This is a genomic window from Herpetosiphon sp., from assembly GCF_003512625.1.
GTDB lineage: Bacteria > Chloroflexota > Chloroflexia > Chloroflexales > Herpetosiphonaceae > Herpetosiphon > Herpetosiphon aurantiacus.
The window spans coordinates 19170-40687 of record NZ_DOPT01000094.1 but is presented as its reverse complement, the minus strand read 5'-3'; the positions used below and the strand labels follow the sequence as shown (position 1 = coordinate 40687).

7 protein-coding genes are annotated in these 21518 nt (G+C 51.6%); 4 read left to right on the top strand and 3 right to left on the bottom strand.

The window, feature by feature from the left end:
- Positions 1-9: 9 nt before the first annotated feature.
- Both DEF47_RS20430 and DEF47_RS20425 read right to left on the bottom strand, forming a co-directional pair.
- Positions 10-1473, bottom strand: coding sequence for a M23 family metallopeptidase (locus DEF47_RS20430; RefSeq protein ID WP_012189400.1), 1464 nt, complete (start codon positions 1471-1473; stop codon positions 10-12).
- A gap of 147 nt (positions 1474-1620) precedes the next feature.
- Positions 1621-1836 carry a helix-turn-helix domain-containing protein gene (locus tag DEF47_RS20425; RefSeq protein ID WP_012189401.1) on the bottom strand — a complete coding sequence of 72 codons (216 nt, stop codon included), beginning with the start codon at positions 1834-1836 and terminating at the stop codon, positions 1621-1623.
- A 109-nt stretch (positions 1837-1945) separates the two neighbouring features.
- On the opposite strand from DEF47_RS20425, the gene DEF47_RS20420 reads away from it, so the two are divergent.
- On the top strand, positions 1946-2974 hold the full coding sequence (locus tag DEF47_RS20420; RefSeq protein ID WP_012189402.1) for a helix-turn-helix domain-containing protein: 1029 nt from the start codon (positions 1946-1948) through the stop codon (positions 2972-2974).
- A 33-nt stretch (positions 2975-3007) separates the two neighbouring features.
- Here the strand turns inward: DEF47_RS20420 and DEF47_RS20415 are convergent, their stop codons facing one another.
- Entirely contained in the window at positions 3008-5503 is a 2496-nt protein-coding gene (locus DEF47_RS20415; protein ID WP_012189403.1) for an ATP-binding protein, read from the bottom strand.
- A gap of 333 nt (positions 5504-5836) precedes the next feature.
- Between DEF47_RS20415 and DEF47_RS20410 the strand changes: the two genes are divergently transcribed.
- Genes DEF47_RS20410 through DEF47_RS20400 form a run of 3 tightly spaced genes read left to right on the top strand, consistent with a single transcriptional unit; the run spans position 5837 to position 21518 of the window.
- On the top strand, positions 5837-7576 hold the full coding sequence (locus DEF47_RS20410) for a fatty acyl-AMP ligase (RefSeq protein ID WP_012189404.1): 1740 nt from the start codon (positions 5837-5839) through the stop codon (positions 7574-7576).
- Positions 7573-16935, top strand: coding sequence for a non-ribosomal peptide synthetase/type I polyketide synthase (locus DEF47_RS20405; RefSeq protein ID WP_287045322.1), 9363 nt, complete (start codon positions 7573-7575; stop codon positions 16933-16935). Before DEF47_RS20410 ends, DEF47_RS20405 begins: the two co-directional genes overlap by 4 nt.
- Positions 16932-21518, top strand: a complete 4587-nt coding sequence (locus tag DEF47_RS20400; protein ID WP_012189406.1) for a non-ribosomal peptide synthetase — start codon at positions 16932-16934, stop codon at positions 21516-21518. Before DEF47_RS20405 ends, DEF47_RS20400 begins: the two co-directional genes overlap by 4 nt.

The window sequence follows — 21518 nt, the reverse complement described above, 5'->3', positions numbered from 1 at the left end:
AGTTATTATCTAATATCCAGCAGGCAAAGTGCCATAAATATAACCTTCATGCCGAATCAACTGGTAGTTATGGTTAATCGCATCGGTAGCTCCTGCTACTGTACCAGTTGTAAAATTATCTCCACGTCCATCATGATAAAATAGCTCTAAAGGTCGTAGATCCGCACCATTGGTTGGTAAAACATAACCTTCAATTCGCACAAAGCCATATCCAGCCATTAGTGCAGATTGTTCGCCTTCAGCTGTTGCGGTAATGTAGTTATCTTGTCGGGCATCACTCCAAAATAATTTTAATGGAACTGTATCAGGCAAATGATCAGCAAAAACATAGCCCTCAGTTCGAATAAACCCATAGGCTGATATATGAGCAGAAGCAATGCCCTCAGATGTTGCAGTTGGAAAATTATCACCACGATCGGAATGCCAGTAGAGCTGTAGGGGGCGTGCAACAAAAACATAACCTTCGATTCGCACAAAACTATACCCAGCTGCTAATGCAGATTGTTCGCCTTCTGCAGTCGAGGTTGTAAAATTATCCTGTCGTGTATCACTCCAAAATAGTTTCAATGGTACAGTATGTTGTTGCTGTGTAGCGTAAATATAGCCTTCGGTTCGCACAAAACTATAGCCAGCATTACGTGCATCATTGATTCCTGCATTAGTGGCGACTAAGATATTGTCACCCCTACCACTATGCCAATACTGTTGGAGTGGTACTCTACCTGATCCTGCATGACTAAATACAAACCCTTCGGTTCGAATTGAAGTGTATGCATTTGCCGCCGCAGAGATTTCTGCTTGTGTTGAGGCAGTTGTAAAGTTATCTCCACGTTCGCCATGCCAAAATAGCCTTAATGGTCGATAATTAGCAGTCGGCAATTGTGGTTGGGATTGATTAGTTGAATACAAGCCACGTTGGCCTGAACGCAGCCGATTAGCATCAGTGATCCCATCAATCGGTATCGGAATCACGCCACTACTCGCCATCCGTGCCCCTTGAAAGATTTGAAAGTGTAGGTGTGGCGCAAAATTTGGATATCCACCACAGGTGCCAATTTGTTGACCTTGAAACACTTCCGTTCCAACCGCTAAACCAGGACTTACGGTATCTAAGTGTGAATATAATGAACGGTAATTATTCACGCGATGATCAATCTGAAGTTCGTGACCATTATTCGATTCAATAAAGCCATGTGCCATCGCTAAAATCGGTCGGCCTAAGCACGCTTGATTCACTGGTACGACATCAACTGCATAATAATTCCAAGCTTGTTGATGATTTGCCGCCTCCCAGCCTGCTGTGACTCGCCATTCTGCGCCTGGCTGAAATGGCAGTTTCACGGCTAAGCCATCGATAGTAATCTGGGCAGGCTGCGCTTGAGCGTTCTGCGCTTGACTTGATTGAGGAGAGCCAAAACCAATACTGACAATAATTGCGACCAACCAACAAGCTATGATTCGCTTCGTATTCATATCCACCTCACAACTTTATAATTCGTCCAGCCTGATCAACTACTCCATGCCAATTGAACCCACCTCCAAATAGATTTCGAATATTGATTTACTCATAACAATACATCCATATGTGAGGATTGAGGAATACACGAACGTGTTAAAATGTTAGTAAGCCCCGCCAAATTCGGGCTTCAGCTTGAGGTCAAAAACGCGTTTAATCAATTGAGTGCGACTGCGCACATCGAGCTTGCTGTAAATTTCGCGCAGATAACATCCGACAGTGTTTTCTTTCAAATTCAACAATCCAGCAATCTGGCGGTCAGTTTTACCATCAGCAATCAAGCATACGATCCTTAATTCCAGTGGAGTTAAGTCTGACATTGGTGTTCCTCCTTGCCGTTGCTATTCCATACCAAGCAGACTAGCAAAGCTGATCGGGCCGAGTTGCATGTTTGTGCAACTCAGCCTAACGTTTGAGGAAATTCGACCAATGCATAGCCCAAACTATACCTTTGCCGACTTGTTACACATCTTTTTTGCCTTACGCCCCAACCCTGATCGGATTCGCACCTACGATGATTTGGCTCAAGCAACTGGAATTTCGCGCCGTTCATTAGCTCATTGGTTTGCTGGCGATTACGCTCCCCGTACTCCAGAGCCTGTTGAACGGCTCGGCGATATGTTGGGGCTAACTGGCTTTCAAATCGATCTGATGTTGTATGCGATCAACCCACGTTGGTCACGCTATAACACCCCAGCCGATCAACTGCAAACGGCTGAGGTCATTCGGCGGGTTGAACAACGCTTGCCTGATCCAAGCATCAGCACCAACGATCTGCCAAGCCCAAGCCAAATCGAAAGCACTTGGCCGATCTTGTTTCGCGATAGCTTTGAATCGAATGCGCATCACTGGGGGCTTGGCAGTAAAGATGATGATTCAGGCCGCGTCGAACGTTCGATCAGCAATCAATGCCTTGAACTGCGGCTAAGCAATCGCTTTGTTAGCGAAATGTTTATCGGAGCCGATTCGCAATGCTTCACGCCCGATCGCTATTATTGCTCGGTTTATGGGCGCTTTGTTAGCGAGGCTGGACCTGATGATGGCTTGGCTCTTATATTTGAGGAGATCAGTGATGCCTGTCATGGATTAATTCGCATTCGCGATCGAAGTGGCGAGTTTTCAGTGATTCAAGGGTTTCATGGCGGCGATTTTTGGAAAATTTACTTGCAGCGCCGCCCGATGCATGGCTATCGTATTGGTCAATTTAATAAAATCGCTCTATTGGTGGAGCATCAACAGCATTCAATATTTATTAACGACTACCATCAAGCAAGCTGGGAGATGCCACGCCTGCCTGCCAGCCGGATCGATCTTGGGATTATCGCAGGTGGTCAGCAACAAGCCGAGGTTCATTTTAAAGATTTCAGTGTGCGTGTGCCCGCCGATCAACGCCCCTTTGCAACCCTGGAAACGCTGATCGGCGGAACTTTAGCAAATTCGACGTGGCGGAATCAATAGAACGAAACCAATAAATGTGGGCTGGGTTCGTTTCTACCCCGCGAGCACAAAGCCAATCACTTGATCAAGTTTGAGTGTTTGGCCGTAACTCCAAGCTTCGCGCCAGACATTGCTTGGTTGTTGGTTTTGCAGCCACATGCCAAATTGCTGCGATCGCGCCTGATCGATTGGTGGATGGGGCAATTGACGTTGTTCACGTTGAAACCATGCATAGCTCAGCAGATAGGTGGCGGTCTGATGCTGTTGATCATAGGCCAGTAGCGCGGCAAATTCTTCTAAACAATGCAAGACGTTTTCTTGATTGTCGTGCATTTGCCAGAGCTTGAGGCTTTGTTCGAGGGCGTTGCGGGTTGGTTGATAGTGGCCTAAAGCTCGCTCGGTTTGAGCAATCCGCAGCCAAGAAACCGCAATATCACCTTTGATGCCGAGCTGCTGGCGCTCGACCAAACTCTGTTGATGCCACGTCAGTGCTTCGGTGTAGCAGCGTTTGTAGAAGGCAACATGGCCTTGTAATGATTGATACCACGATGATCGGAAGGGATCAAGCCGGAGTTGTGGCGAATGCCCCACCAAATCAAGGTAGCGGCTAGCTTGATCAAGATCGTTGAGATAGATATTTAATTGAGCCAGCAGCAAATGATTAATGCTCAAAAGCCAATACTCAACGCTCGACTCAAAATAATTAAGGCTTTGGTTGAGCCAGCGGGTTGCTTGCACATATTGATGTTTGCGCATCATAATCAACCCAAGCAACAAGTAACATGTGGCAATCCCCTGTTGATCATTCAATTGTTGACATAAATCGAGGGCGCGTTCGAGATAGCCCAACGGGAGATCAAGGCAATGATGAATATTGGTTACAATGCCTGCGCCTAGAGCCGCCCGCGCTTGAATAATGGGCGAATCGACGTGATTTAACGCTTGATCGACTGCGCTGAGCCATTGCCAAGCCTCCATAAAATGGCCATGACCATACCAAAATTGGCTCAGTGCTGCAAACAGCCGTAAAAAGCCATGATACTGTTGTTGATTGAGGCATAAACGTAAAACCGCTTGCCAATGATGAAACTCCGACTCAAGCTGCTCGAGCAGCTGAATTTGCTCTTTGCCGCGCAGTTCGCGATCAATTTTTTCGGCGAGTTCAATGTAATAATTAATATAGCGTTGGGTATAATGATGCGTTTGTTGTTGCTCAGCTAACAAACTCGCCGCAAACTCACGAATTGTCGCCAACATGCCAAAGCGTGAATTGCCTTGAGGGTCGGGTCGATGAATAACCAGACTTTTGGCAACGAGGCTGGCCATACAATCAAAAATATCATCGTTCGATGGTGCCAAATCGGCGCAAACCGCCACAATCGCCTCGAAATCGCTATCGGTTGCAAAAACACTGAGCCGCGCAAAGATCTGTTGTTCGTTGCTATCAAGCAGTTGATAGCTCCATTCAAGTGTGCGTCGCAGGGTGCTTTGATGCGCCGGAGCATCGCGCATGGTGTTGGTTAAGATGCCTAATCGATTGCTTAACCGTGCCAGTAGCGTGGTTGGCGTAACAAATTGGGTGCGTACTGCCGCCAATTCGATCACCAAGGGCAAGCCATCAAGATGTTGGCAAATTTGGGCGATGGTTGCTGCTTGGCTATCGTTGATTTGCCACTCATGGTTACTAGCTTGGGCACGCTGGCAAAAAAGTTGTACCGCTGGGTTCTGCCAAATCGCACTCAGATTGCTGCTTTGCGGGTCGGGCGTAGGAAAAGGATGCAGCCAAAAAAGATGTTCGATCCGGAGTTTTAGGCTTGTCCGTGAGGTTACCAAGATTTTCAAGCCGCTGCATTGCGCCAATAACTGGGCTAAACCAAGATTAATTTCGCTCAAATGCTCGCAATTATCTAAAATCAGCAAGCTATTTTTTTGGCCGATTAATGCACTAATTTGCTCGATTAAGGTCATGGAGCTATTGGCCGAACGCCCGAGCATATTGGCAATATCGACCCAAAAATCGGCAATTGTGGTGCATTGAATGCCTTCAACATACCAAATTCCATCGCAAAAATGGCCGAGGCTGGCCCAACCAACGGCCTGAGCGACCCGCGTTTTGCCAACCCCAGGCGGGCCGATCACGGTAATCAAGCGATGTTGCGGGTGCTGTAACAACTTGGTAAGCGTTTCAACCTCGCGTTCACGGCCAATTAACGGGTAGGGCAACATTGGCAAGGTATGCGGCGTAGCGGCAATTGCTGGCTTGGCCTGGGCTACCTGCGGCTGAAGATGCTCCAGATGATCTGGCAACGAGAGTGCTTGCAGCGCGGTGTCGGAGTTGGCGAAGTCGTGCAAGATCCGCATATCGCTGGCTGGTAACTCAAGCACCATGGCCAACCGCTCTAAAAATGCTGCCGATGGTGCTAAACCACGCTCAACCTTGCGGTAGGTCACCGTGGCATAGTTAAGTTGTTCGGCAAATTGGTCTTGACTATATTGTAATTCATGGCGTACATGACGGAGCCATGCAGCAAACGCTTGGCGCTGCTTCATCGCATTTCTGCCTCCTGAGTGAATTCTGCATTCTACCCATCAACGCTGTGCCTTGGAAGAAATCCAGTAATCGGCCATTGGTGGGAACTACCAATTACGAATGGCCTACTGGGTTGCACAGTTAATCAACACACACTCACCCATCGTTTAATCATTGTTTACTACCGTCTGTAATCATCGTTCAGATCAGTGTTCCAAAACAAGATCACCAGCGATACGTTAAGCGATACCCTAAAACGATCACTTTAAGCGCCTATCAATATCAGGTTAATAGCTGTTGTTGCCATGCTGGGTGTGGTGTAATGCCTTGCAGTTGAACAGTGTGAGGTTGTTATGCTTGATCATGATCTGATGTTGGAGGCGGGTGGCAGTTCTGCGACGATTCAATCCAACCCTGCAAGTTTTGTTGAAATTATTCTTCAGCGGGCCAAAACCACTCCTGAAGCGATTGCGCTTAATTTTTATACAGCTGATGGCTATCGTACCAGCCTATCATATGGCTTATTGGCGCAGCGTTGCCAAGCAATTGCTGCCGTTTTGCAACGGGTGACCAAACCAGGCGATCGCGCTTTGCTATTATACCCGCCTGGCTTGGGTTATGTGGAAGCATTTTTTGGCTGTTTATTCGCTGGCGTGATTGCCGTTCCTGCTTATCCGCCGCGACCCAATCGCCGCGATCAACGTTTGGAAGCAATTATTAGTAATGCTCAAGCACGGGTGATGCTGGCAGCCAGCGAGGTCGTGGCTCAGCAACGCGCTTTATCGCAACAATATCCTGGCCTTGCTCAATTGCAATGGATCGCTAGTGATCTGGTCAATAGCCAATTGGCCAGTATGTGGCAAGCTCCCAGCATCAATACCCATGATTTGGCCTTTTTGCAATATACCTCTGGCTCAACTTCGCAACCACGCGGTGTAATGGTCAGCCACGAAAATCTGGTCTATAACTCGGGCTTGATTGCCCAAAGTTTTGGCATCACGGCTGATGATCATGTGTTTATTTGGTTGCCGCCTTACCACGATATGGGCTTGATCGGTGGGATTATGCAGCCGTTGTTTACTGGCTGTGAATTAAGTTTGATCGATCCCCTAACCTTTTTGCAACAACCGCTGATTTGGCTCCGCATGATCAGCGATTTAGGGGTGACGGTCACTGGCGGGCCAAATTTTGCCTACGATTTATGCGTTGCCAAAGCCAAGCCCGAAGCCTTGGCAGGCGTTGATCTAAGCCGTTTGCGGGTGGCATTTAATGGCGCTGAGCCAATTCGTGCAGCAACCCTTGAGCGATTTAGCCGCACTTTTGCCCCGTTAGGCTTCAAACCTCAGGCCTTCTTGCCGTGTTATGGCTTAGCCGAAGCCACGCTCTTTGTCAGTGGTGCGCCGCATGCTGCCGAACCAACCACACTCACGGTCGATGCTCAAGCCTTGAGCCAACATCAAGCGCTGCCAAGTGAGCGTGGGACATTGTTGGTAAGTTCGGGCATGGTGGCCGCGCCGCAAATTGTGGCGATTGTCGATCCTGAGCAGGGCCAGGTTTGTGCCGATGGTTGGGTTGGCGAGGTCTGCATTCACGGGCGTAGCATTGCCCATGGCTATTGGGATAACTCCGCCGCTAGCGAGGCTACTTTTCAATTGATCTTGCCTGATGGCAGCGGCCCCTTCCTGCGCACGGGCGACCTTGGTTTTATCCACGAAGGGCAGTTGTATATTACTGGGCGGCTCAAAGACCTGATTATTATTGATGGGCGCAATCATTACCCCCAAGACTTGGAATTGAGCGTTGAATTGGCGCATCCGGCAATCCGCCAAGGTGGTTGTGCCGCTTTTGCCGTCGATGGCGCTGATGGTGAGCAAATTGTGATTGTGGCCGAAATTCGCCGCCCCAATCAAGCCGAAGAAGCGGCTCAGGCTGTGCGCTTGGCCCTCCAGCAACAATACGATTTAGCAATTGCCGATTTGATGTGGGTACGGCCTGGTCAAGTGCCCAAAACCTCAAGCGGCAAGGTGCGCCGCCGCGAATGCCGCCAACGCTATTTGAGCCAAACCCTCAATAGCTTGGAGGGCGAGGAATGAGTTCCAACTATAGCGCTGCGCAAATTGCAGGTTGGCTGCAAACGCAGATTGCTGAACGTTTGAAACGCTCGCCCGAACTGGTAGCACTGACGGCTCCGTTTGCTGATCTTGGGCTTTCGTCGCGTGAAGCGGTTGGTTTGAGTGGCGATTTACAGGCATGGCTGGGGCGCAAAGTCGCTCCAACTGTGCTCTGGGAGTATTCAACCATTCAGGCCTTGAGCGATTTTTTGGCGCACGATCAAGCGCAACAATTGCCTTTGCCAAAGCCCAAGCCCAGCCAAGCAAGCGCCACTTCCAGCTCGGCAATTGCGATTGTGGCGATGAGTTGCCGCTTGCCTGGAGCCGATTCGCCTGAAGCGTTGTGGCAATTGTTGCTCGAAGGTCGTAGCGCAATTGGGTTTGTACCTGCCGATCGCTGGGATGCTCAGGCCTTGTATAGCCCTGAAGCCCGCACTCCTGGCAAAATCAACACGCGTTGGGGTGGTTTTCTCGATCAGGTCGATCAATTCGATCCACAGGTGTTTGGCATTTCAGGGCGCGAGGCTAGCCGCATCGATCCTCAACAGCGCCTAGCTTTGGAGGTTGCTTGGGAAACCTTTGAGCGAGCAGGCATTGCGCCTGATCAATTAGTGGGTAGCGCAACCGGGGTTTTCCTAGGCATTAGTAGCAATGATTATGCGCGTTTGCAATTTGCCCAGCTTGATCAGCTTGATGCGTATGCTGGCACTGGCAATGCCCATAGCATTGCTGCCAATCGTTTGTCGTATGTGTTTGGTTTGCAAGGCCCAAGCATGGCGCTTGATACCGCTTGTTCATCGTCGTTGGTCGCTGTGCACTTGGCTAGTCAAAGTTTGCTGGCGGGCGAATGTGAGCAAGCGCTGGCTGGCGGGGTCAATCTGATTCTCAATCCTGAGTTAAGCGTCACTTTTGCTCAAGCCCAAATGCTTTCTGGCACGGGCGAATGCCACACCTTCGATGCTGCTGCCGATGGCTATGTGCGCAGCGAAGGCTGTGGCATGGTGCTGCTGAAGCGACTCGATGTTGCCGAAGCGGCGGGCGACCCAATTTTGGCCGTCATTCATGGCTCAGCGGTAAATCAGGATGGGCGCAGCAATGGGTTGACTGCGCCGAATGGTCAGGCTCAGCAGGCGGTTATTCGCCAAGCGCTGGCCAAAGCCCAGATTCAGCCTGATCAATTAAGTTATATCGAGGCCCATGGCACGGGCACACCCTTGGGCGACCCAATTGAAGTTGCGGCCTTGCAGGCAGTGCTGGGCGAACGCCAACAACCCTGTTTGCTTGGCTCGCTCAAATCTAATCTTGGGCATCTTGAGGCTGCCGCTGGGATTGCAGGCTTGATCAAGCTGGTTTTGGCGTTTCAGCAGCAAATAATTCCCGCCCAAGCCAATTTTAAGCAACGCAACCCCCAAATCGAACTTGGCTCAGCCTTAGAAATCGCTACAACCCCCCAGCCTTGGTATAGCTTTGGCAGTTATGCGGGCATTAGCAGTTTTGGCTTTGGCGGAACTAATGCCCATGTGATTCTCGGTGCTGCGCCGATTCAACCCAAGCGATTGCCGCAACCAAGCCCAGCTCCAATCCAGTTGTTGGCTTTGCAAGCCAATAGCGAAACTGCATTACGCCAACTTACTGAGCGTTATCAGGCTTATTTGGCGCAAACTGAGGTAAACTTGGCCGATATTTGCTGGAGCGCTTACCACCAACGGGCCACGATGCGCCATCGCCTAATAGTCTCTGCTACAGACAAAATACAAATGCTCGAACGCTTGCAGCACGCTTGGCAAGCTCAAGCCACAGGTAGCATTTATGCTGAGCAACCCCAGCCCGCTCCCCGCATTGCCTTTGTTTGCTCTGGCCAAGGTAGCCAATACGTTGGTATGGCGCAAACGCTTTATCAAACCCAGCCGCTTGTGCGCCAAATTCTCGATCAAGCGAACAGCATTCTCAATGAGTATTTGGCGATTCCACTGCTTGATGTGTTGTATCAGCCGGACCATGGTGCGTTGCTGCGCGATACCCGTTACACCCAGCCCGCCATTTTTGTAGTGAGCTATGCCCTTGGCCAACTTTGGCGGTCGTGGGGGATTGAGCCTGTCGCTTTGCTTGGCCATAGCATTGGCGAATATAGCGCGGCAGTGTTGGCTGGAGTTTGGAGCTTTGAGCAGGGTTTGCGCTTGGTCGCCCAACGTGCTCAATTGATGCATGGCTTGCCCGAACATGGCGCAATGCTAGCGATTCGCTCCCCGCTCGAAAGCATTGAGCCATTGCTCGCACAGCATCAGCTTGATTTGGCGGCGATAAACGGGCCAAATGCCGTAGTTGTCGCGGGCAGCGTGGCAGCCATCAGCCAATGTGCTGTTGAATTGAATCAACTTAACATAACAAATAAATTGCTTGATGTCTCACATGGCTTCCACTCACGTTTGATGCAGCCGATGTTGGCCGATTTCCAACAGGTGCTGAGTGCATATCCCGCCATGGCTCCTCAGATTCGTCTAATTGCCAACCTCGATGGCTCGTGGCACGAACAAGCTCCTAGTGCTGAATATTGGGTCGAGCACACCCGCCAGCCAGTGCAGTTTTATCGCGGTTTGCAAAGCTTGGTTGCTAGCGGCGTGAGCCATATGCTCGAACTTGGTGGCCATAGCACATTGATCGATCTAGGTCGCCAAGCTGGGCTACCCAATCTGACTTGGCTGGCGAGTTTGCGCCGCCAACAAGCCGATTGGGAAACGCTCTACCACGCGGCGGCAACGTTGTTGGCTCATGGTTGCCAGCTGAATTGGGCCGCCATGAATCCCGATTATCAACCACAGGCGGTATTACTGCCAACCTATGCTTTTGATCGCCAACGTTATTGGTTTACGGAAGGAACTGGTATGAACCAAGCTAGCGCTCAACCAACGCCTGCTAGCGCCTCAAGCCGCCATAGCACGATTTTGGCTGAACTTCGCAGCCTGACTGCCAATTTACTCCACGTCAAGCCCGAGCAGATCAATATCCACAGTTCATTTGTTGAAATGGGCGCAGATTCGTTGGTGATGATCGACGCTGGTCGGGCGATTGAATCACGCTATAACGTGCATATTACGATGCGCCAATTGTTTGAAGATTTGGCTAGCCTTGATGCTTTGGCGCGTTTTCTTGATGCGCATGGCACGTTTGAAGCTGAGCCAGCCCCAAGTGAGCCAAGCGTGGTTCCGATTGTCGCCCAAGCGCAACCTGTTGCTCCAGCAGCGGTTACTCCAGTGGCAGCGGCTGGCTTAGAGGCCGTGGTACAGCAACAATTAGCACTCATGCAACAGCAATTGGCCTTGTTGGCAGGCCAACCAGCGGCAGTAACCCCGATTCAGCCAGTAACTCCAGCTAGTGCAACCCCTGCGACCCCAGTGATTAAGCCAGCCTCAACTCCCGCTGCGGCTGCCCCCAAAGCCTATGTGCCCTATCAACCAGTTCGGCCCGGCTCAATCACGGCCAACGATCTGAGCAGCCAACAACAAGCCCATTTGCAACAATTGATTAAGGATTACACCACGCGGACTGCGACTTCCAAGCAGCTGACCCAAGCCTATCGTGCGCAACTAGCCGATAATCGCGAATCAGCGGGTTTTCGCTTCTCGATCAAAGAGATGTTGTATACCTTGATTTGCGAACGTTCGGAAGGTAGCAAAATTTGGGATGTTGACAATAATCAATATCTTGATTTGACCATGGGTTTTGGAGTTAATTTATTCGGCCATCGACCTGAAATAACCACCCAAGCTTTGGCGAACCAACTTGCTCAAGGCTATCAGCTTGGCCCACAAACCCGCTTGGCAGGCGAAGTTGCCCAATTAATTTGCCGAATTACGGGTATGGAGCGGGTGGCGTTTTGCAATTCGGGCACTGAGGCAGTGCTCACGGCAATTCGCGCTGCTCGCACGGTGACTGGCCGCAAAAAAATAGCGCTGTTTGCTGGCTCGTATCATGGGTTTTATGATGCAACCTTGGCGACTGCCCAAGCTGGAGCCGCCACCCGTTCGGTTCCGCTAGCGCCTGGCATTCCTCAAGGGATGGTCGATGATATTGTGGTGTTGGATTATGTCACGCCTGAGAGTTTGGTCACGCTTGAGCAATTGCTGCCCGAATTAGCAGCTGTACTGGTCGAGCCAGTTCAAAGCCGCCGCCCTGATTTGCAGCCGCAGGCATTTTTGCAAGCTGTGCGCGAATTAACCAAGACTCACGGCAGCTTGTTAATTTTTGATGAGATGATTACGGGCTTTCGGATTGCAGCGGGCGGGGCACAGGCTTGGTTCGGCATCGAAGCCGATCTTGCAACCTATGGCAAGATCGTTGGTGGCGGGATGCCGATCGGCGTGGTGGCTGGGCGGGGCGCGACCCTCGATGCGCTTGATGGCGGCTTTTGGCAATATGGTGACGATTCCTTTCCTCAAGCTGAAACTACCTTTGTCGCTGGCACCTTCTGCAAACATCCCTTGGCTCTGGCGAGTGCTAAAGCCGTGCTGACAGCGATTGAGCACGCTGGCCAAGGGCTATATGACCAGCTGAATCAACAAACTGCCAGTTTTGCGGCTGAAATGAACGCCTATTTTGCCCAAGCCGAAGCGCCAATTAGTGTGGTGCATTTTGGCTCGCTCTTTCGCTTTAGCTTCAAGCAAAACCTTGATTTGTTCTTTTACCATTTGTTGTTGCAGGGCATTTACATTTGGGAAGGCCGTAATTGTTTCTTCTCAACCGCCCACAGCACCGCCGACGTGGAATGGCTCAAACGGGCGATTCGCAACGCGGTCGAGGCATTGCAAGACGGCGGATTTTTGCCCAAGCCACAACGTCAATTGAACCAACCCCACAGCTTTGCCCTAAGCGAAGATCAATATCATCTGTGGGTGCTGGGCCAACTTGGGCAGCACGAGGCGATTGCCTACAATCTGCCAACTGGCTTGGAAATTCGCGGCCAGCTGGATTTAGTCCGCTTGGAGCAGGCCTTCAATCTGGTGGTGCAACGCCATGAGAGCTTGCGCACAATCATTGCCAGCGATGGCACGCAGCAAATTGTTCAGCCCCAGCAGCCAATCACGATTAATTTCAGTGATTTTTCAAGTGCAGCCAATCAGCAACAGGCGCTTGATCAATGGTTTACTCAACATAATCAACAAGTATTTGATTTGAGCCAAACCAACCCATTGCGCTGTAACGTGGCGCAGCTAGGGCCAGATCGCTATGCCCTGAGCCTTGTGGTGCATCACTTGTTGGTTGATGGTTGGTCGGTTGGCGTGATTTTGCAAGAAGTTGCCCAAATGTATCAAGTTTTGAGCGACGGCCAAACCCCGCAATTGGCTCAGCCTTTGCAGTTTCGCGATTATCTGGCCTGGAAAGCTGGGCGTGATCTGACCACCCAAGCCAATTTCTGGCAAGCGCTGTTTGCCGAGTTGCCAGCACCTTTAGCGTTGCCAACCGATTACCCGCGCCCAGCGCTCAAAAGCTATGTTGGCCAACGGGTGATGCAAGTATTGGAGCCAGCCAGTTATCAAGCCTTGAAACAACTCAGCCGCCAATCAGGGGCGACCTTGTTTATGGTGTTGTTGGCGGGCTACCAATTGTTATTGCATCGCCTGACGGGCCAAAACGATCTGGTGGTGGGCATTCCGGCGGCGGCGCGTTCGTTTGAGGGCAGCGAAACGATTGTTGGTTATTGTGGCAATTTGCTGCCCCTGCGCAGTCGCTTGCAAGCTGAACAGAGCTTTAGCGATTATCTGCATCTGACTCGCCAGCAACTATTCGATGCCTACGAGAACGAAGATTACTCCTTGGCGCAACTGTTGGCGGTCTTGAACCCAATGCGTGATGCCAGCCGCTCGGCGATTGTTGAAACCTTGTTCAACTTTGAGCCGCCGACACCTGCTCCCAACTTTGGTGGGCTGGAAACCAGCTTTGTGCCTCAATCAATTAGCGCAACCGCGCTTGATCTCAGTGTCAACGTAATTGAGTTGAATCAACAGCTGGTGGTTTATTGCGATTACAACAGCGATTTATTTGAGCAGGCCACGATTGAGCGTTGGCTGGGCCATTATCAAACACTGTTGTTGAGTGCTGCCCAGCAACCAACCAGCCCTGCCGAACGCTTAGCCTTGTTGAACCCCAGCGAAACAAACGTACTGCTAGAAACTTGGAATGCGACAGCGAAACAAGTTCCATTCGAGCAGACCTATAGCCAATTGTTTACTGATCAAGTTCAGCGCACGCCCTCCGCAATTGCGATTAGCGACCAACACACCAACTACAGCTACCAAGCGCTTGATCAACGGGCCAATCGCTTGGCCAACTATTTGCAAAGTTTAGCAATTAGTACAAACCAAGTTGTGGCAATTTTGGCAGATCGTTCGTGTGATTTTGTGAGTGCAGTTTTGGGCGTGTTCAAGGCTGGCGCTGCCTATCTCCCGCTCGATTTGGAGCACCCACCACGGCGTTTGGCCCAGGTGTTGCAACAAAGCCAAAGTCGTTTGGTGCTGGTTGGTGAGGCTTGGCAAGCAACCTTGGCCGCAGCGCTCAGCATTTTGCCCAGCGACCAACGCCCAATCATCGTGCTGTTGGAGCAAGCCTTCAACCCTGAATTATCAAGCGAAGCACCGACGATTCAATCCCAAGCCAGCGATTTAGCCTATGTGATTTATACCTCGGGCTCAACTGGCTTGCCCAAAGGAGCCATGATCGAACAACGGGGCATGGTCAATCATCTATATGCCAAGATTATCGATTTACAACTGACAGCGGCTGATCGGGTGGCGCAAAATGCCCGCCAAAGCTTTGATATTTCAGTTTGGCAGATGCTGGTAGCGCTGTTGGTTGGCGCGGAAACCCAAATCTACCCTGATAGTATCGCCCGTGATCCTGAGGTATTGTTGAGCTATGCCGAGCAGCAAGCAACCACAATTTTGGAAATTGTGCCCTCGTTGTTGGGCGCATGGCTCACAATTTTTCCCAATCGGGCCAACGATTTGCCCAGTTTTGCGCAATTGCGTTGGCTCTTGCTGACGGGCGAGGCCTTGCCACCCGCCGCCTGCCGTGATTGGTTCACCTGGTATCCTACGATTCCCTTGATGAATGCCTATGGCCCAACCGAATGCTCCGATGATGTGACCCATTATGTGGTGCGTGAGGCTCCAGCAGCGCATGTGGTGCATATGCCGATTGGCCGTCCAGTGATCAACACACGCTTGTATATTCTTGATGGGTTGTTGCAACCAGTGCCGATTGGGGTGATTGGTGAACTCTACGTTGGTGGCGTGGGCGTTGGTCGTGGCTACCTGAATGATCCTGAACGAACTCAAGCGGTGTTTGCAGCTGACCCATTTATGGCTGGCGGGCGTTGGTATCGCACTGGTGATTTGGCTCGCTACCGCAGCGATGGCACGATTGAATACTTAGGTCGAATCGATCATCAAGTCAAAGTGCGGGGCTTCCGCATTGAGCTGGGCGAAATTGAAGCAGCTTTGGCTCAACATCAAGCGGTGCATCAAAGTATTGTGACGGCAACTCCGAATGCTCAAGGTCAATTGCGCCTGATTGCCTATGTCGTCTCGAAGGCCGCTGATCAGCCTGCGGAACAAGCAACCAGCGCTCGGTTGGAGCAATGGGATAGCGTTTGGGCTGATACCTATGATCAACTGAGTGCTGGTGATCATGGCACGATCAACACGATTGGCTGGAACGATAGCTACACCCGCCAGCCCTTCTCGGCAGAGGCCATGCACGAATGGAGTTGGGTCACGGTACGCAATATTTTGGCCCAACAGCCGAGCCGCATTTTGGAGCTTGGTTGTGGCACTGGTATGTTGCTGTTGCCGTTGGCTCCCTATTGCTTGAGTTATCGCGGCCATGATATTGCCGCCGAGGTGTTGGCTTACGTTCAACAACGGCTTGATCAACAAATTCATGATTGGCCGCATGTGAGCTTGGCGCAGTTTCCGGCCCACGATTTTAGCAATATTGCACCCCACAGCGTTGATACGATTGTGATCAACTCGGTGGCTCAATATTTCCCAAGTATCGACTATTTGGTGCAAGTGTTGGCGGCTGGGCTTGAGGCCTTGGTGGCGGGTGGGCGAATCTATCTTGGTGATATTCGCAACTTGAGCCTCAACCCATTGCTGCATGCCTCAATTCAGTTGTTCCAAGCACCTAACGAATTGGCGGTTGAGCAAATTGCCCAATTGGCGCAGCAGCAACATTTGCGCGATCAAGAGTTGGTAATCGACCCAAGCTTTTTCTATGCGTTGCAACAGCAATACCCGCAAATCAGCCATATCGAACTGGTGCTGAAACGTGGGCGCATTCATAACGAACTGACCCGTTTTCGCTACGATGTGGTGCTGCATGTGCAACGCCCAAGCCTTGATCTGCAACCACATTGGTTTGATTGGCAAGCCGATGGCTTGAGTTTGAGTCTCGTGCGCCAGGTGCTTGAGCAAAGCCAGCCCGATGCGCTAGGCATCGCCAATGTGCCGAATAGTCGGCTAAGCGAGGCCTGTGGTTTGTGGCAAGCACTGCATGTAGCGGAGCAACCATCAACTGCTGGCGAGCTGAAACAAGCACTGCAACCATTGGCTTTGCAAGGCATCGACCCTGAAGATTGGTATAACCTGCATCTGAATGGGCGCTACCGAATTAGCGTCAGCTTGGCCCAAAGCGGCGAGCTTGGTTGCTATGATGTGTTGTTCTATGCCACTGCCAAGCTGGCAGATGGCGGTTTGCCGCAGCAAATTCAACGACTCGCCAGCCCACGCAAAGCATGGTCGGCCTATGCCAACAATCCACTCCAAGAAAGCCAATCGCTGACCCAGCAATTCCGTCAGCATTTGCGCCAAGCCTTGCCCGACTATATGCAGCCCGAAGCCTTTGTGTTGTTGGAGCAATTGCCCTTGACTCCCAATGGCAAGGTTGATCGTCGCGCCTTAGCGGCGCTCGAAGCGCCCATCCAAACGACGACCTATTTGGCTCCGCGCAACCCGCTAGAGCAACAACTGGCTAGCCTGTTTGAGCAAGTGCTCAATCTTAACCAAGTTGGCGTTGATCAAAGTTTCTTTGAATTGGGCGGCCATTCGTTGACTGGAACCCAACTGATTGGCCTGATTCGCAGTGAATGCCATGCCGATTTGCCCTTGCGCACCTTGTTTGAAGCCCCAACGGTTGGCGAATTGGCCTTGCGAGTTGCCGCTGCCCAAACCGAGCCAAGCGAGATTGCTAAACCAACCGCGCTCAAACGTCAGCGCCAACGGGTCAATTTGAATACGGCTGGCTTTGGCCAAATTGCTGAAAGCAACGACGGAGGTGCAGCATGACTATGAATGAGCGCGAAGTGTTTGCCTTCCCGATGTCGTTTGCCCAGCAACGGCTCTGGTTTTTGGAGCAACTTCAGCCGAATAGTGCCTTGTATCATATCGCTAGTTTGCTGGAAATTCAGGGGTCGCTTGATCTGGCGGCGTTGCAGCAGAGCATTAACCAGATTGTTGTGCGTCACGAGACGTTGCGTACCACCTTTGGCATGGTCGATCAAACGCCGATGCAATTGATCAGCAGTGAGTTGACGCTCACCCCGGTTGTCCATAATTTGCAGGCGCTTGAGCCTGAGCAACGCTGGTTTGTGGCGCTTGAACAGGCCAAAGCCAGTTGTTTGGTGCCATTTGATTTGAGCCAAGGCCCGTTGGTGCGGCTTGAGTTGTTTCAACTTGGGCCTGAGCATTGCTTGATGACGGTCGTGCTGCACCACATTATTGCTGATGGCTGGTCGATGGAACTTTTCATTCAGGAACTAGTCAGCAGCTATGAGGCCTATCGCGCGGGTTTTCATCCGCAACTTGCGCCCTTGGCCTTGCAATATGCCGATTATAGCGAGTGGCAGCGTGAATGGCTGGCTAGCCCACGCCAGCAGCAACAATTGGATTTTTGGCAACAGCAATTGGCCGATGCCCCCAAGCGTTTGGAGTTAGCAACTGATCACCCTCGGCCTGCTCAGCAGAGTTTTGCGGGGAGCACGTTGAGTTTTGGCATCCCAAGCCAACAAACTAGTCAACTGCGCAGTTTGGCCCAGCAAACCCAAACTACGCCGTTTATGCTAGCTTTGGCGGTGTTTGCCAGCTTGTTGAGCCGTTATAGCCGCCAAGATCAGGTGTTGATTGGCTCGCCGATTGCCAACCGTACTACCGCCGAAGCCCAACCGCTGATTGGCTTTTTCGTCAATACAGTGGTTTTCAAGGTACAACTGAGTCCAAACCTCGATTTGCTGAGCCTAGTTGAGCAGGTACGCGAGCAAAGTTTGGCGGTCTATGCCAACCAAGATGTGCCGTTTGAGCAGGTGGTGCAGCAGTTACAGCTTGAGCGCAATCTGAGCCATACGCCCATTTTTCAGGTGATGCTAGCTTACCAAAATGTGCCGAGCCAGCAACTGAGCATCGCCAACTTGACAATCAAACAGCTGCCGCTGGATTTGGGTTATGCCAAATTTGACCTAACTTTATTTATTGAGGAAACTCCAGCAGGGCTAGTTGGGCGCTTGGAATATAACCGTGATTTGTTTGAGCCTGCCACGATTGCGCGCTTGCGCGACCATTTCTTGCGTTTGCTAGGCCACGCCTTGGCTCAGCCAACCCAACCACTGGCCCAAATCAGTATCTTGAGCGCTGCCGAATGCCAACAGCTTTTGGTCGATTGGAACCAAACGCAGCAGCCGTTCCCCGACCAACTTGGTTTGCAGCATTTGGTCGCGCAGCAAGTACAACGTACTCCCAATGCTCCAGCGATGCGTTGGAATAACCAAATAATCTGCTATACAGAGCTTGAGCAACGTGCCAACCAATTAGCCCATTTGCTGCTGCAACGTGGCGTTACCCAAGGCTCAATCGTTGGAGTCTATGCGACGCGCTGCCCAGAAATGATCATCAGCTTGCTGGCGATTTTGAAGGCTGGTGCTGCCTACTTGCCGCTTGATCCGGCCTATCCTGCTGAACGCTTGCACTATTTGGTGGCCGATTCGGCGGCGAGTTTGATTGTGCAAGCCAGCCATCAGGCGCTGCCAACCCTCGTTAGTACAGCTGAAACGCTTGATGTTGTAGCCGAAGCTGAAACGCTGGCTAGCTTGCCAACCACTGCTCCGATGGTTGATTTCGACCCGCAGCAATTGGCCTATGTGATTTATACCTCTGGCTCGACTGGCAAGCCCAAAGGTGTGCTGATTCAGCATCAAGGGGTGGTGAATTATCTGCACTGGGCGATTCATTATTATCCATTTGAGCAGGGTGCTGGTGCACCGCTGGCCTCGTCGTTGGCCTTCGATGCCACAATTACGGCATTGTGGGGGCCACTCTGTACGGGCAAAACCATCGATTTGCTGCCTGAGCAGGATGAGCTAGAAGTCTTGGCGCAACGCCTGAGCAGCGAAGATTATAGCGTGCTCAAAATCACCCCAGCGCATATGGAAGCGCTTAGTCAGCTGGTTGCGCCCGACCAAATTGGCTCAAGCAAGGCCTTTGTGATTGGCGGCGAGGCCTTGTTGCAGCAACATGTGGCCTTTTGGCAAACCAACGCTCCCAACCTGCGCTTGATCAATGAATATGGCCCAACCGAGACGGTAGTTGGCTGTGTGATCTATCAAGCCCAAGCTGCGCCAAGCGAATGGGCTGCCGTGCCGATTGGCCGCCCGATTGCCAATACCCAGTTGTATGTGCTTGATCCGGCAGGTTTGCCAGTGCCGATTGGCGTGCCTGGCGAGTTGTATATCGCTGGCTTGGGTGTTGGGCGCGGCTACCATGGGCGGCCTGAATTGACCGCCGAGCGCTTTGTGCGGCTGGAACAATTGGCTGGGGTGCAGGCAGAACTTGCCCGTTGCCAACAGCCTCAGCCAGCGTTTGAACGCTTGTATCGTTCAGGCGATTTGGTGCGCTATCTGCCCGATGGTAATCTCGAATATCTTGGGCGGATCGATCAGCAAGTCAAACTCCATGGCTTTCGAATTGAGCTTGGCGAGATCGAAGCCACGCTGGCGAGCCATCCGACGGTGCACGCGGCGGTGGCCATGATTCGCGAAGATCGGCCTGGACATAAGCGACTGGTTGCCTATGTGGTCGCTGAGCCAACTGCCAATCAGGATACTTCGATTGTTTTGACCCATGTTGCCCAACAGTTGCCCCACTATATGCTGCCAAGCGTGGTGATTTGGCTCGATAGCTTGCCATTAACCCCCAATGGCAAAGTTGATCGTCAAGCGCTGCCCGCGCCTGAGATCAACCAAACTGCGCTTGATTCGGCCCAAACCACCCCACTCGATCAGTATGAAGCTCAATTGATGGCTATTTGGCAGCGAGTGTTAGGACTGAAGGCCGTTGATCGCCATGCCAATTTCTTTAGCCTTGGTGGCGATTCGATTTTGGTGATGCAGGTAGTCGGCATTGCACGGCAGCATGGCCTGATTCTAACCCCACGCTTGTTGTTCCAAAACCAAACGATTGCCAGCTTGGCCCAAGCGATTCGCCAGCAAACCCAAGCTAAGCCCGCGCTTGATCCCTTGAGTTTGCAGGGCATTGTGCCGCTTAGCCCAATGCAACATTGGCTATTTGAGCGCCAACTGGCCCAGCCCGCCCATGTCAACCAAAGTATTGTGCTCAAGTTACAAACGGGGTTAGCGACCGAACAAATACAGGCAGCGCTTGATCAATTAGTGCGTTTGCACCCAAGTTTGCGTTTGATCTTTACCCAAACTGCGGCTTGGCAACAACGCTATGAGCCAGCCGCCAGCGTGCCCTTGCGCGAATTACAGCAACCAACATTAAGCCAGCAACAAGTCTGTGATGCCGAATTGCAAGCTTCATTCGATTTAGCTCAAGTGCCGTTGTTACGAGCCTCGTTGTGGCGTGGTATCGACCACGATCAATTGCTGTTGGTGGCGCACCATAGCATTATCGACGGGGTTTCGTGGCGAATTGTGCTCGAAGATTTGGCTTTGTTGCTCAACCAACAAGCTGTGCCAGCGGCAACCACGCCATTTAGTGAGTGGGCCGAATATCAGGTGCAGCAAGCCCAAACCCCGCAATTGCTGAGCCAACTCGCCTATTGGCGCTCGACGATTGAAGCCATCACGCCGATTCCTCAGCTAGCTCAAGCGGGGTTGGTTGGCGAAGCACAGCGCTTTCAAACCAAGCTTAATCCTGAATTGACCGAGCAACTGCTGCATCACGCACCTGAGCGCAGCCGTACCAGCGTGGCCGAGTTGCTGATCACTGGCTTGGCGATAGCTTTCCAGCGTTGGTCAAATCTACAACAATTAGTGCTTGATATTGAAAGCCATGGTCGCGAATCGCTTGACCCTGAGCATGATTTCAGCCGGAGTTTGGGCTGGTTCACCAGTTTGTACCCAGTGCGCTTGGATTTCCCCACTACCAATGAGCCAAACCAGTGGATTAAGCAGATCAAAGAAAGCTTGCGGGCAGTGCCGCAAGCCGGAGCGGGCTATGGCATGTTGCGCTATTTGCACGCTGATCCAGCGATTCGCGCGAGCCTTGTGCCAACTCACGCCCCAGCAATTGCCTTCAACTACCTTGGTCAGCTCGATAACCAACAAACTTTAGCACCATTCCAAGGGCTAAATTTGGAGTTTGCCAGCCAAACCTTGGCTCCCACCAACCAACGCAGTCATGCCTTAGAGCTTAATTGTTATAGCACTGATGGCTGTTTGGTGTTCGATTGGGAATGTCATCAGACAGCGCGGGCAGCCGTTGAACACTTGGCCGAGCAGTATCAAATAGCCTTAGCCGAGTTGTTGCAAGTACCAACCACAACTGCTAGCTTGGCTCCCTCGGATTTTCCAGCAGCTCGCGTCAAGGCCAACGATCTCGATCGATTGTTGGCTCGTTTGAAAGCAAAGGGGCAATAG

Bases quoted from the DNA above. Each gene is read 5' to 3' on its own strand.
- DEF47_RS20415 (WP_012189403.1), bottom strand. From the start codon at position 5,503: ATGAAGCAGCGCCAAGCGTTTGCTGCATGGCTCCGTCATGTACGCCAT.
- DEF47_RS20420 (WP_012189402.1), top strand. From the start codon at position 1,946: ATGCATAGCCCAAACTATACCTTTGCCGACTTGTTACACATCTTTTTT.
- DEF47_RS20430 (WP_012189400.1), bottom strand. From the start codon at position 1,473: ATGAATACGAAGCGAATCATAGCTTGTTGGTTGGTCGCAATTATTGTC.
- DEF47_RS20410 (WP_012189404.1), top strand. From the start codon at position 5,837: ATGCTTGATCATGATCTGATGTTGGAGGCGGGTGGCAGTTCTGCGACG.
- DEF47_RS20400 (WP_012189406.1), top strand. From the start codon at position 16,932: ATGACTATGAATGAGCGCGAAGTGTTTGCCTTCCCGATGTCGTTTGCC.
- DEF47_RS20425 (WP_012189401.1), bottom strand. From the start codon at position 1,836: ATGTCAGACTTAACTCCACTGGAATTAAGGATCGTATGCTTGATTGCT.
- DEF47_RS20405 (WP_287045322.1), top strand. From the start codon at position 7,573: ATGAGTTCCAACTATAGCGCTGCGCAAATTGCAGGTTGGCTGCAAACG.